This is a genomic window from Pseudomonas abietaniphila, from assembly GCF_900100795.1.
Taxonomy (GTDB): domain Bacteria; phylum Pseudomonadota; class Gammaproteobacteria; order Pseudomonadales; family Pseudomonadaceae; genus Aquipseudomonas; species Aquipseudomonas abietaniphila.
In genome coordinates, this window is sequence record NZ_FNCO01000007.1 from 141232 (window position 1) to 153887 (window position 12656).

Sequence of the window (12656 nt, forward strand, 5' to 3'; positions counted from 1 at the left end):
GATAAAAACTTGGCTTACCAAGCCCCAAAAACCTTGGGCCAAATGCGCCTTTTGATTCACTGCATCACCTGTGGGAGTCAGCTTGATGACGAAGGCGGCAGGTCATTCACCCGTGATGCGCCTGACCCACCGCCGGCTAAAACTCATGAATGCTCGGGTACTGCCCGAAAATCTCGCGCATGCTGGCCAGCGCATCGCGCATCTCCTCGTCGGTGCACTCGGCGCCGACACACAGCCTGATGCCGCGCGCCCGGGGCACACCGCGCACGGTAAACGGGTCGGGCGATGCCACGGCGATGTGCCGCTGGCGAAGGGTTCGCACCAGACTGTCCACCTCCCAATGCTTGGGAATGCCGAGCCAGGTGTTCAGCGAGTTAGGGTGTTGGCCCTGGATGTATTCGCTCAGGTACTCGCTGACCATCGCCTGCCGCCCGTTCAACAGGCGCCGTTGCAGGCGCAGCAAGGTGTCGGCGCGGCCGTCGCGGATCCAGCGTGCGGCCACTTCGGCCATCATCGGCGTGGCCATCCAGCTGTTCACCCGCAAGATGCTTTCTGTGCGCAGCGCCAGCCGTTTGGGCACGGTCAGGAAGCCGATGCGCATGCCGGTGAGAATCGACTTGGTCATGCTGGTGCAGTAGAACGACAGTTCCGGCAGGTAATGGCTGATGGGCGGTGCCCGCTCCTCGTCGAGCAAGGGCCCGTAAACGTCGTCTTCGATGATGTGCACGCCGAAACGCCGGGCAATGTCAGCGATCTCTCGACGGCGGCTGTCAGGCATCAGGCTGGTGGTGGGGTTGTTCAGGTTCGGCGTGCAGACCAGTGCCGTGATGCGTTCGTTGCTGCACATGTCCTCGAAATGCTCGGGGTCAATGCCGTGGCGGTCCATTTCCAGGCCTTTGAGCGTAAAACCCAGGACTTGCGAATCACCGATCACGCCATGGTCGGTGAGGCCTTCACAGAGCACCACGTCATCGGGGCCAGCCAGCGACGCCAGGGCCAGGAAGATGCCGTGGGCCGCGCCGTTGGTGATCAGGATGTCTTCACGCTGGACGTTCAGGCCCTGTTGCCCGATCCAGTGCGCAGCGGCCTCACGATGGGATTCGAACCCGGCAATCGGTCTGCAGGCGCGGATCCACGGCTGGTCTTCTTCGGTGCTCAATTCGGCGCAGGTATCACGCCAGAAACGGTCATGTTCCCGGGTGTGCATGATCCGTGCGGTGGAGAAGTCAACCAGCGCCCGCTCGGGGCTGTCCAGAATGTACGTCGCGACCCGGTCACTCATGCGTCGCGAGACAAAACTGCCGCGCCCGACTTCACAGCGCACCAGTCCCTGACGCTCCAGCTCTTTATAGGCATTGGTCACGGTCTGCACGCTGATACCGACCGCATCGGCCACCTGCCGCTGCGGCGGCAGGCGCTGATCGTCGACCAGTACGGCCGTCTCAATGTCGCTGGCAATGGCCTGCACCAGAATCTTGTATTTGGATTCGCCGCCCCGGGCCTGATCCACGGCGGCTCGCCATTTCTGCATCATCGTCAGTTGCCCTTAGATTTACGCCATCACACTGAGGAGTTGCGATTCATGGGCACAGCATCTCCCGAGAATACGCTGCGGGCAATTGTCCTAGTGCAATGCCATCACGGGCAGACCTTTTGTATGCTCAATCACAGGTCGATGTAAAACTGCCATCAACGCAGTCAAACAACGTCATATCGACTGGTACTGATACGGCCTGGCCGTACGACCGGCACACAATCGCCGGCTCCAGTACGTTTGCGCTTAGCGTCACTGCCTCCTAACACAGAGCCGTTTGCAACGGGTCCACAAGAAACAGGAGATTTTATCGATGAGCCATTTTGCACACAGCGTCACCCTCCCCTTGCGTCGCCTGTTCGTGGCTTGTGCGTTGCTCGGCATGACAGCCGGCGCGCAGGCGGCGACCACCCTGGAAACGGTCAAGGCCAACAGCGCCATCCGCATCGGCTATGCCAACGAATCGCCGTTCGCCTACACCGAAACCAACGGCAACGTCACCGGCGAATCACCGGAGATCGCCAAGATCATCTTCGCCAGGATGGGCATCAATAAAGTCGATGGCGTGCTCACCGAATGGGGCTCGTTGATTCCAGGCCTGCGCGCCGGACGCTTTGACGTGATTGCTGCGGGGATGTACATCACCCCGGCCCGCTGTAAGCAAGTGATCTTCACCGACCCGCACTATCAGTTGCCAGACGCGTTGCTGGTCGAAAAAGGCAACCCGAAAAAACTCCACAGCTACGAAGACATCGCCAAAAATCCTGACGTGAAACTGGCGATCATGGCAGGCACCGTCAACCTGCAATATGCCCGCGACAGCGGCGTGAAGGACTCGCAGATCCTGCAGGTACCGGACACCACGGCGCAGTTGCAGGCCGTCCGCGCCGGTCGTGCCGATGCTGCCGTCGGTACCCAGCTGACCATGAAAGGCCTGGCGAGCAAGGGCGGCGAGAAAGTGATGGCCGAGACCGACTTCAAGGACGATCCGTCACACATCGGTTATGGCGCCCTGGCCTTCCGCCCGGAAGACAAGGACCTGCGCGATGCGGTCAATGCCGAGCTGAAGAAATGGCTGGGCACCGAGGATCACCTCAAGACCGTGGCTCCGTTCGGTTTCGACAAGGACAACATCACGACCAAGACCGCCGCCGAGCTGTGCGGCCAGTGATCCGGTCGAGCTGAACCCCGCCGGGCGCGGCTCCTGCGGACCGCGCCCATTCCCTGCGTTAACCTGAGTGTTGGGTCGAGCCATGGGCGAATTACTACCGTTGTTGCTACAGGGCGCCTGGGTCACCCTCCAGGTCACGTTTTACGGCTCGGTGCTGGCGATTGTCGCCGCGATCCTTGCTGCGTTGGGGCGCATGTCACCCTGGCTGCCGGTGCGCTGGTTTTCCATCGCGTACATCGAACTGTTTCGCGGTACGTCGCTGCTGGTGCAGCTGTTCTGGCTGTTCTTCGTGCTGCCCCTCCCGCCTTTCAATGTCGAGATGAGCCCGTTCGCGGTCGCGATCGTCGGCCTGGGGCTGCACATCGGCGCTTACGGGGCCGAGGTCATGCGCGGCGCCATCAGCTCGGTCGCCAAAGGTCAGTACGAGGCCTCGGTGGCGCTGAACTTCACCGCGTTCACGCGCTTTCGCCGGATCATCCTTCCGCAAGCCCTGCTGGCGGCAATTCCCCCGGGCACCAACTTGCTGATCGAGCTACTGAAGAACACCTCGCTGGTGTCACTGATCACCCTGTCGGACCTGAGCTTTCGTGCTCGCCAGCTCGATCAGGCCACCTTCGAAACCCTGAAGATTTTCACCCTGGCGCTGATCATGTATTTCGTTCTGGCGCAGGTGATCAACTTCGCCATGCGTCGCTTCGAACGCCGCCTGAGCCGTGGCCGGATGCGCGGAGGGCTGTCATGAACAACTTTTTCGACTGGCAGTACGCGCTGCAGATCCTTCCCCAGTTGCTGCGCGCCTCCCTCAACACGCTGGGCATCACCCTGATCGGCTTCCTGATCGCCGTCGTGCTCGGTCTGTTCCTGGCCATCGGACGTCGCAGCAAGCGCTACTGGCTGTCCTGGCCGACGACGCTGGTGATCGAGTTCATTCGCAGCACGCCGCTGCTGATTCAGGTGTACTTCCTGTATTACGTGCTGCCCAACTACGGCGTCAGCATGAGCGCCATGCAAGTGGGGATCATCGGCATCGGCGTGCATTACGCCTGCTACATCGCCGAGGTCTATCGCAGCGGTCTGGACGCCGTCCCCCGCGCCCAGTGGGAAGCGGTTACCGCGTTGAACATGACGCCCTACATCGCCTACCGCAACATCATCCTGCCCCAGGCGTTCCGGCCGATTCTGCCGCCACTGGGCAACTACCTGATCGCCATGCTCAAGGACACCCCGGTACTGTCCGCCATCACGGTGGTAGAGATCATGCAGCAGGCGAAAAACATCGGGTCGGAAAGCTTCCGTTATCTGGAGCCGATCACCATGGTCGGCCTGTTCTTCCTGGCTTTGAGTATCGTTCTGGCCTATCTGGTACGGCGCCTCGAATGGCGCCTGGAGCTACGCTAATGACTTCTACCGTATCCAACGCATCGGCTGCCTTTGCGCAACGTCAACAGCGCTCGCCGATCGCGCACCCACATGAGGCCCACGCCATGCCCCTGTCCGACGCGGCCCAGCCTCTGGTGAGTTTCAAGGACGTGACCAAGCGTTACGGCAACTTCACCGTGCTCGACAACCTCAACCTGGACGTCGCGCCCGGCGAGAAAGTCGCGATCATCGGCCCCAGCGGCTCAGGTAAATCCACCCTGCTGCGGGTGCTGATGACACTCGAAGGCATCGACGAAGGGCAGATTTACGTCGATGGCGAATCCCTGACCCACATGCCGGGTCGTGGCGGGCTGCTGGTCCCGGCCAATGACCGCCACATTCGTAAAGTGCGCGGCAAGATCGGCATGGTGTTCCAGAGCTTCAACCTGTTCCCGCACATGACCGCGCTGCAGAATGTCATCGAAGCGCCAGTGCATGTGCTGGGCATGAATGCCAAGCAAGCCCGCGAACGTGCCGCCGACCTGCTGGAACTGGTCGGCCTGGGCGCCAAGCTCGAGCACTATCCTTCGCAGCTTTCCGGCGGTCAGCAACAGCGCGTCGCCATCGCGCGCGCATTGGCCATGCGCCCCAAGGTGATGCTGTTCGACGAAGTGACCTCGGCGCTCGACCCCGAACTCTGCGGTGAAGTGCTCAACGTAATTCGCAAGCTCGGCGCCGAACACAAGCTGACCATGCTGATGGTCACCCACCAGATGGGGTTTGCACGGGAGTTTGCCGACCGCGTGTGTTTCTTCTACAAGGGCCAGATTCACGAGCAGGGTTCGCCGTCGCAGATATTCGAGAACCCGCAACAGGAACGCACCTGTGCATTTCTGAGCGCCGTCAAAGAGGCGAACTGAGCGCAAGCCGCACGCTCAAGCCTTGCTGTTCGCCATGCGCTTGAGTACCACCACCATCGCCACGCCCAGCCCGGCCATGCCCAGCAGCAAGGCCGGGTAGCTGATCCACCAAGGAATCGGCGTGGTCATCATGCTGTATTCCGACATCCCGCCGATGCCCGCCAACAGGTTCAATGGCAGGAAGACCACGTTGATCAACGTCAGCTTGCGCAACAGGTTGTTGGTGTTGTTGTTCACCAGATTGCCGCGGGCGTCCATGAGGCTGGCGAAAACCGTCGAGTAGATCTTCGCCTGCTTATGGCACTGCTCGTTCTCGATGATCATGTCCTCGATCAGGCTCAACCTGTCGCTGGAAAACTGATGCTTGTGGGCATGATTGCGCAGCCGGGTCAGCACCGAGCCGTTGCTGTCGATGGCGTTGATGTAATAGACCAGGCTTTCGCTGAGGTTGAACATCTGCACCAGATGGCGGCTGTCCATCGAGGCATTGAACTGCTGTTGCAGTTCACGGGCAATCATCTTGATGACCTTCAGGTGCCCCAAGTAATGGTGGATGTTGTGAAACAGCACTTCGAGCACGACATCCAGCGGCTCACTCATGGGACGCGAATGCGCCAGATCGCTGATCTGCTTGTCATCCGCGCAGATCAACACCATCTGCTCCTGAGTCAGTAACAGCCCGAACGAGGACACGTCGAAACAGAAGCTGTCCTGGCCCGAATAGTTTTCCGGGCGCTTCCAGATCATGAACAGCGCGTTGGGATGAAACTCGATGCGCGAGACCTCGTCAGGGTCCAGTGCCGACGCCAGCGCGTGATCATCGAGATGAAAGCGCTCCAGCAGCATCGCCTTCTCGGCCGGGTCGGGATGACTGAACCAAAGCACGCTCGCGTCCTGTTCAGTGCACTCGCGCAAGGTGCCCGCCTCGAGGCGGTGGTGCTTGATCAAGGCCTCAGCTCGCCAGACCGCGACGCTTGACGTCCAGTCGGCGTATGAACTCTTCGAGGACCAGAACGTAAAGATCGTCCTGCAGCCAGGCGTCTTCGATGCCCGCGTCCAGGTTGGGGTTGTCGTTGACCTCGATCACCACCACCCGTTCGCCCGACTGCTTGAGGTCGACGCCGTAGAGGCCGTCGCCGATGAGGTTGGCGGTCCTGACCGCCAGATCCACCACCGCTTTTGGCGCATCGTGAATGGCGAGCGTACGGCATTCGCCATTGATGTCAGTGGCGGTGGCCTTGTGGTTGTAGATCTGCCAGTGCCCTTTGGACATGAAGTACTGACAGGCAAAAATCGGTTTGCGGTTCAGCACCCCGATCCGCCAGTCATATTCGGTGTACAGGTACTCTTGCGCCAGCAACAAGACCGAGTGCTCGAACAACGTGCTCGCCGCCTCCTGCATCTCCTGAGCGTTCTGCACCTTGATAACCCCTTTGGAGAAACAGCCGTCGGGGATTTTCAGCACCAGCGGAAACCCCAGGCGGCGGGCCACCTGCTCCAGTTCATCGGGTCGTTCCTTGTACAGCACCTCCGTGGCGGGCATGCCCAGGTCGTGACGCTTGAGCAGGTCGGTCAAATACACCTTGTTGGTGCAGCGCAGGATCGAGGCCGGATCGTCCATCACCACCAGGCCCTCGCTTTCGGCTTTTTTGGCAAACCGGTAGGTGTGGTTATCGACGCTGGTGGTTTCACGAATCAGCAATGCGTCGTACTCGGCGAGCCTGGCGTAGTCCTTTTTCTCGATCAGCTCGACGTCGACGCCCAGTTGCTGGCCAACGCGGATGAAGCTCTCCAGGGCTTTTTGGTTGGAGGGCGGCAATACCTCCTGCGGGTCGTGCAGGATCGCCAGGTCATAGCGGAACGTGCGGCGCGAACGGGGCTGGCGCCAGATCTTGCGGCTGAAGCTGTCCAGCGATTGGGCGAACTGGTCCTGCTGATGATCACGCAAGCGGGTCATGGACCCCGTCTTGATCCCTGTGATGTGCCAGCTGTCGCGCTTGCGAAATTCCACCAGCAGAATCGGTGCGGGAAAGGCTTCGAACACTTGCCTGGCCAGGTCCTGCAACGGCACAAGATCGGTCTGCCCGAAGTAAAGGGTCAGGGTGAAACCTTCAGTGTCATCGTAGGGGTGGTCGCGTAGCGTGTGCTCCAGACGTTTATCAAGATCATCCAGCGACAGGCTGTACAGGGATTTACGCGTCAGCTCGCTGATGGTCTTCACCGACGGAATGACGTTGTGCCCCCGCGCTTCGGCCAGTAACGAACAGTAATAACCATGCCCCAGGTAGCGATAGCTGCGACACAGATTGATCACCTGGACCCGTTTGCCAGCGGTGCCTTGCACGGGGTTTTCGAGGTAGTCCTGCGCCGTGATGAGGTCTTCGCTGGGCAAGTAGGAGGACCAGTCCTCAAGACGCTCCACCACAATGAGCAACTGACTCTGGCCAGTGACGGCACGCAGCGATTCAATATTAAAAGTTGCTGAACGTTGAGCGTGTGTTAATACTTCGGTCTTCACCGGCACCGCATTCATGAGTGGATCCTTCGGGAAACAAGTCCTTTCTATAAAACATGGCTTTGTAGAAATGTCCCGTTTCGTTACTCACTCTTTACGGTCGCCGACATGAACTTTATATATCGCCTGGCCCAACTGTCCGATGTGGATGAACTGTTGGCCTTGGAAAATCAATGTTTTGAAACGGATCGCTTGAATGCGCGCAACTTTCAGTGGATGGTCAGTCGTGCCAACGCTTGCCTGTTGGTGGCCGAGGCCGATCATCATCTGGCGGGTTACGCGCTGGTCCTGTTTCATCGCGGCACCTCGCTGGGCCGGCTTTACTCCCTCGCCATCAGTGAACGCGCGCGCGGCCAGCGACTCGGCCAGCAGTTGCTTGAGCGGGCCGAGCAGTGCGCGGTGAGTCGCGAGTGCGCTTACCTGCGCCTTGAAGTGCGGCCGGATAACCCCTCGGCGATCCGCCTGTATGAGCGCAACGGCTATCGCCTGTTCGATCACATCGACGACTACTACGCGGACCATGCGCCGGCGCTGCGCTACGAAAAGCGCATCCGCGATTTCGCCGTGAGCGTTCCCCGACAAGTGCCCTACTACGCGCAGACGCTTGATTTTAGTTGTGGCCCCGCGTGCCTGCTGATGGCCATGAAGGCCTTGCAGCCAGAGCGTTCCATGCAGCGCCACGAGGAGGTGCAGCTCTGGCGAGAGGCGACCACGGTGTTCATGACGTCAGGCCATGGCGGTTGCAGCCCACAAGGCCTGGCATTGGCGGCGTTGCGGCGCGGCTTCGAGGTCGGGCTTCAGGTGTCGGTCAGAGGCCCGCTGTTTCTGGCAGGCGTGCGCAGCGAGGAAAAACGCGAGGTCATGCGCCTGGTGCACGAGGAGTTCAGTCGCGAACTGGCTGACAGCCGAGTGCGCCATTTGGGCAGCGCTGCACTCAACCTGGATCACCTGCAAGCCAGCCATGCGCTCGCGCTGGTCCTGATCAGCAGCTATCGGCTGACCCGCTCCAAGGCCCCGCACTGGGTGCTGGTCGCCGGTTGCGACGCAGACTTCGTGTACTTACATGACCCGGATGTCGATCACAGTCAGCAACGTCGAGCGATGGATTGCCAATACATGCCGGTCAGCCATCAAGCGTTCGTGGGCATGAGTTGTTTCGGTGCAGACAAACTTCGCGCTGCGGTGGTTTTATATCCGCCGGACGCCACCGTTGTATAAGTCGCGTCATGCGTTTCATCGTCCGCGTAAAGAGATCGTCGTATTCATTGCGACGTAGCGCATTAACGGGATCAATAGCGTTTCTGCCTGCGGGCGTCTTGATGGATGATCAACGTGGATCACTCAGTCATCGGTCTGATTATTGTTTCTGCAATATCGGTGTTTGGCATTTCCGCTTTTTACTTCGACTTCGTGCACCCCAACCGTAACCGAAGTCACGACAAACATGACAGATGACAACGATTTGCATCGGACCCTTTCAATAACGACGTCGTGAGCTGTGCAACAAGGCATAACGCCAATCACCCGCTACGCTTGCTCTGTTGACGCTTGCTTTAGACATCGCTCGGGGGAGTTGAACCATGCTCATAAAATGGGTTGTGGCTGCGTTGCACTTGCTGGCTTTCGGCTTTGCGTTGGCGGCGGTTCTGGCGCGAGGGCGGGCGCTGCGGCGGCTGCGCACCGACGACCCGCGCTCTTTTCGCGATGTGTTTGTGGTTGACAACATTTGGGGCGTATCGGCCGGGCTACTGCTGATCACAGGCGCATTTCGGGCGTTTGGCGGGCTGGAAAAAGGCTCGTTCTATTACCTGCATCAGCCGCTGTTTCACCTGAAAATGACGGCATTCATCGCGATTCTCGCGCTGGAAATCGTGCCGATGTTCGCCCTGATCAAATGGCGCATCGCGTTCAAGCGAAACCAGCCCATCGACACCTCCCGCTCACGGCGTTTCGCGCGGATCAGCCACATGGAAGCGGCATTGATGGTGATCATCGTCATCGCGGCGACGGGGATGGCGCGGGGGATATTGTTGAGTTGACGGTCGGGCACACTCTTTTTGATCGTGCCCACGCTCCGCGTGGGCATGCAGCCCCTGACGCTCTGCGTCAATCCGCCGGGGACGCGGAGCGTCCGGATCGGGGTTACCACGCAGAGCGTGGGAACCATCAACACAAAGCACGCTGATCGACAGATTGCTGTCTGTGCCTGGGTGAGCGTGAGAACGATCAGCTCACCCAGAAAAACATCAACGCCAGGTTCGCCGCCGAGATCAAGCCGAACAACCCCCAGGCCAGTGTCTTGGTCAGGGCGTTGTTGGCGAACGGGCCCATCAGTTGTTTGTCGCTGGTGAAGCGAATCAAGGGCCAGAGCGCAAACGGCAGTTGCAGGCTGAGCACGACCTGACTGAGCACCAGCATCTTGCCCACCGCGCCGTCACCGAACCAGATGACGCCAATCAGCGCCGGAATCAACGCCAGTCCACGGGTGATCAGGCGGCGCTGCCAGCAGGGGATCTTGGCATTGAGGAAACCTTCGAGCACGACCTGACCGGCGATGGTGCCGGTAAACGTCGAGCTCTGTCCCGCCGCCAGCAACGCAACACCAAACAGCACGCTGGCGAGTGCGCCGCCCACCAACGGGTCGAGCAGGTGGTAAGCGTCCTGGATTTCCACCACATCGGCATGACCGGTGCCGTGGAACGCGGCAGCGGCGAGGATCAGGATCGCGGCGTTGATCACCAACGCCATGCTCAACGAGGCGATCGTGTCGACCCGCGCGTAGCGAATTGCGCTGGCCTTGCTCTCCACGGAGGTGCCGTTGACCCGGGTCTGCACCACCGATGAGTGCAGGTACAGGTTATGCGGCATGACAGTGGCGCCCAAAATACCGATGGCGATGTACAGCGGCTCCTGATGGCTCAGCACATCCCATGACGGTTTCAGCCCGGCAACGACGTCCGGCCAGAACGGTTTGATCAGTACCAGCTCGATAAAGAAGCAGGTGGCGATGGTCGCGATCAGACCCAGCACGATCGCTTCGAGACGGCGGAAGTTGGCGCCTTGAAGCGCGAGCACGATCACGGTGTCGAACGCGGTCAGGGCCACGCCCGTGGTGATCGACACCCCCAGCAGCAGGTGAAACGCCAGCGCAGCGCCAAGCACTTCGGCAAGGTCGGTCGCCAGAATCGACAGTTCGGCCAGAATCCATTGCCCCATCCCGACCCGGTGGCTGTAGCGCTCGGCGGACAGTTGGGCGAGGTCACGGCCGGTGGCGATGCCCAGCCGCGAACACAGGTTCTGCAAGACCATACCCGACAGGCTGGCCAGCACCACCACGAACAGCAGCGCATAGCCAAAGCGCGAGCCCGCCTCGATGGCCGTGGCCCAGTTGCCAGGGTCCATGTAGCCGATGGAGATCAGCAGGCCGGGGCCGACGAACAGCATCATTTTGCGCAGGAAGGAGGCGTTGGCCGGAATGGCCACGCTGTCAGTCACGGCTGAGGGGCAGAACGGGGCGGTTGCGGTGGTCGGGAGTCTGTATTTCACGGGAGTCCGGCAAATGCTATTAATCAGCCACGGAGCTTAAACTCGCAGAAATGTTTTGTCTTGAATCTCTGTAAAAGCTCTAACATGCGTCGTCCCACGGATCTGGAAAACAATAATGTCCTCCCCGTCTCACACCTTTGGCACTTCTGGTGCCCCGCAAACCTCCACCGATGGCGTCGACCCGGTTCGCGCCGCGCTGATTTCCGCCCGCATCGACCGTCTGCCCGCCGTGGCAACGGTCTGGAAGCTGGTGGCGCTGCTGTCCATTGGCGGTTTCTTCGAACTGTACGACCTGTTCCAGACCGCCTACATCAGCCCGGGTCTGATTCGCGCCGGTCTTTTTGCAACCGGTGCGCAAGGCGTATTCGGTTTCTCCGATCAGGCTGCCTTCGCGTCGGCGACCTTTCTGGGCCTGTTCCTCGGCGCCAGCTTGCTCAGCCCGATTGCCGACCGGTTCGGCCGCCGCGCGATTTTCACCTTCGCGTTGATCTGGTACACCATCGCCACTGTGCTGATGGGCATGCAGACCTCGGCACTGGGCATCATCTGCATGCGTTTTCTGGTGGGCATCGGCCTGGGCATCGAACTGGTGACGATTGACGCCTACCTGTCGGAACTCGTGCCTAAACGCATGCGCAGTTCGGCGTTCGCGTTCGCCTTCTTCATTCAGTTTCTGTCGGTGCCCTCGGTGGCGCTGATGTCCTGGTGGCTGGTGCCGCAAGACCCGTTCGGCATCGCCGGTTGGCGCTTCGTGGTGCTGGCCAGTGCCGTGTTCGCGCTGTTCATCTGGTGGCTGCGCTCGCGGCTGCCCGAGTCACCTCGCTGGCTGGCTCAGCACGGGCGCTTCGCCGAAGCCGAAAAGATCATGGATGACCTCGAAGCACGCTGCGTGAAGGATCACGGCAAGGCGTTGGACGAGCCGGAAACCCACAACGTTGCGGTCGAAGGCAAAGGCCGATTCGCCGACATCTGGCAGCCGCCCTATCGCCGCCGCGCCTTGATGCTGATCGTGTTCCATGTGTTCCAGGCCATCGGCTTCTTCGGCTTCGGCAACTGGCTGCCCGCGCTGCTTTCGGGGCAAGGCGTGAGCGTGACGCACAGCCTGGCGTACGCCTTCATCATCACCCTCGCCTACCCACTGGGCCCTCTGCTGTTCGTGAAGTTCGCCAACCGCTTCGAGAACAAATGGCAGATCGTCGGTTCCGCCTTGGGCGCGATGGTCTTCGGCACCCTGTTCGCCCAGCAAAGCACAGCGGCCGGGCTGATTGTCTGCGGGGTGATGATCACGTTCTGCAACGCCTGGCTGAGCTTCGCGTACCACTCGTATCAGAGCGAGCTCTTCCCTACCAACATCCGCGCCCGCGCCGTGGGGTTCTGCTACTCGTTCAGTCGGCTTTCGACGGTGTTCAGCAGCCTGCTGATCGGGATGTTCCTCGACCACTTCGGCACGCCCGGCGTGCTGACGTTCATCGTCGTCAGCATGCTGATCGTGATCATCACCATCGGCGCCTTCGGCCCACGGACGCGCAACCTGGCACTGGAAGACATTGCCCACCGCTGAGGCTTTTTATTCCACGACCCGGGCATCCATGTGCTTGACTCCTCCAACCA

The 12656-nt window shown here is 60.4% G+C and carries 11 protein-coding genes; 7 read left to right on the forward strand and 4 right to left on the reverse strand.

Annotated elements, in window-relative coordinates; genetic code table 11:
- Positions 1–136: 136 nt before the first annotated feature.
- Positions 137–1531, reverse strand: a complete 1395-nt coding sequence (ehuR, locus tag BLS87_RS15235; protein WP_074753492.1) for a MocR-like ectoine utilization transcription factor EhuR — start codon at positions 1529–1531, stop codon at positions 137–139.
- A gap of 316 nt (positions 1532–1847) precedes the next feature.
- Here ehuR and ehuB point away from each other — a divergent pair, with 316 nt between their 5' ends.
- The 4 genes from ehuB (at position 1848) to ehuA (ending at position 4984) form a co-directional block, all read left to right on the forward strand.
- Positions 1848–2705 carry an ectoine/hydroxyectoine ABC transporter substrate-binding protein EhuB gene (gene ehuB, locus BLS87_RS15240; protein WP_074753317.1) on the forward strand — a complete coding sequence of 286 codons (858 nt, stop codon included), beginning with the start codon at positions 1848–1850 and terminating at the stop codon, positions 2703–2705.
- 82 nt (positions 2706–2787) lie between these two features.
- Positions 2788–3447, forward strand: a complete 660-nt coding sequence (ehuC, locus tag BLS87_RS15245; RefSeq protein ID WP_074753318.1) for an ectoine/hydroxyectoine ABC transporter permease subunit EhuC — start codon at positions 2788–2790, stop codon at positions 3445–3447.
- Positions 3444–4103 (forward strand): ectoine/hydroxyectoine ABC transporter permease subunit EhuD, encoded by a 660-nt coding sequence (gene ehuD, locus BLS87_RS15250; protein WP_074753319.1) that lies wholly within the window; start codon positions 3444–3446, stop codon positions 4101–4103. The genes ehuC and ehuD overlap by 4 nt, the downstream gene beginning before the upstream one ends.
- An 86-nt stretch (positions 4104–4189) precedes the next feature.
- Positions 4190–4984, forward strand: a complete 795-nt coding sequence (gene ehuA, locus BLS87_RS15255) for an ectoine/hydroxyectoine ABC transporter ATP-binding protein EhuA (RefSeq protein ID WP_074753493.1) — start codon at positions 4190–4192, stop codon at positions 4982–4984.
- 15 nt (positions 4985–4999) lie between these two features.
- Here the strand turns inward: ehuA and BLS87_RS15260 are convergent, their stop codons facing one another.
- Both BLS87_RS15260 and BLS87_RS15265 read right to left on the reverse strand, forming a co-directional pair.
- The gene (locus BLS87_RS15260) at positions 5000–5932 is read right to left on the reverse strand and encodes a magnesium transporter CorA family protein (protein WP_074753320.1); all 933 of its coding nucleotides are present in this window, start codon (positions 5930–5932) and stop codon (positions 5000–5002) included.
- Positions 5933–5936: 4 nt separating this feature from the next.
- A complete protein-coding gene (locus tag BLS87_RS15265; protein ID WP_074753321.1) occupies positions 5937–7517 on the reverse strand; it encodes a RimK family protein in 1581 nt (526 codons plus the stop codon).
- A gap of 90 nt (positions 7518–7607) precedes the next feature.
- Between BLS87_RS15265 and BLS87_RS15270 the strand changes: the two genes are divergently transcribed.
- Entirely contained in the window at positions 7608–8717 is a 1110-nt protein-coding gene (locus BLS87_RS15270) for a GNAT family N-acetyltransferase/peptidase C39 family protein (protein ID WP_074753322.1), read from the forward strand.
- A gap of 362 nt (positions 8718–9079) precedes the next feature.
- Positions 9080–9538, forward strand: coding sequence for a DUF2214 family protein (locus BLS87_RS15275; RefSeq protein ID WP_074753323.1), 459 nt, complete (start codon positions 9080–9082; stop codon positions 9536–9538).
- Positions 9539–9725: 187 nt separating this feature from the next.
- On the opposite strand, the gene BLS87_RS15280 is transcribed toward BLS87_RS15275, so the two are convergent.
- Positions 9726–11045: an Nramp family divalent metal transporter gene (locus BLS87_RS15280; protein WP_074753324.1), complete on the reverse strand. Its 1320-nt coding sequence runs from the start codon at positions 11043–11045 to the stop codon at positions 9726–9728.
- A gap of 115 nt (positions 11046–11160) precedes the next feature.
- Between BLS87_RS15280 and BLS87_RS15285 the strand changes: the two genes are divergently transcribed.
- Positions 11161–12606, forward strand: coding sequence for an MFS transporter (locus tag BLS87_RS15285; RefSeq protein WP_074753325.1), 1446 nt, complete (start codon positions 11161–11163; stop codon positions 12604–12606).
- The last annotated feature ends 50 nt before the right edge of the window (positions 12607–12656 follow it).

What these genes read in the sequence shown, in the direction of transcription:
- ehuR (WP_074753492.1), bottom strand. Translation starts at nt 1,531, where the DNA reads ATGCAGAAATGGCGAGCCGCCGTGGATCAGGCCCGGGGCGGCGAATCC.
- ehuB (WP_074753317.1), top strand. Translation starts at nt 1,848, where the DNA reads ATGAGCCATTTTGCACACAGCGTCACCCTCCCCTTGCGTCGCCTGTTC.
- ehuC (WP_074753318.1), top strand. Translation starts at nt 2,788, where the DNA reads ATGGGCGAATTACTACCGTTGTTGCTACAGGGCGCCTGGGTCACCCTC.
- ehuD (WP_074753319.1), top strand. Translation starts at nt 3,444, where the DNA reads ATGAACAACTTTTTCGACTGGCAGTACGCGCTGCAGATCCTTCCCCAG.
- ehuA (WP_074753493.1), top strand. Translation starts at nt 4,190, where the DNA reads ATGCCCCTGTCCGACGCGGCCCAGCCTCTGGTGAGTTTCAAGGACGTG.
- BLS87_RS15265 (WP_074753321.1), bottom strand. Translation starts at nt 7,517, where the DNA reads ATGAATGCGGTGCCGGTGAAGACCGAAGTATTAACACACGCTCAACGT.
- BLS87_RS15270 (WP_074753322.1), top strand. Translation starts at nt 7,608, where the DNA reads ATGAACTTTATATATCGCCTGGCCCAACTGTCCGATGTGGATGAACTG.
- BLS87_RS15275 (WP_074753323.1), top strand. Translation starts at nt 9,080, where the DNA reads ATGCTCATAAAATGGGTTGTGGCTGCGTTGCACTTGCTGGCTTTCGGC.
- BLS87_RS15285 (WP_074753325.1), top strand. Translation starts at nt 11,161, where the DNA reads ATGTCCTCCCCGTCTCACACCTTTGGCACTTCTGGTGCCCCGCAAACC.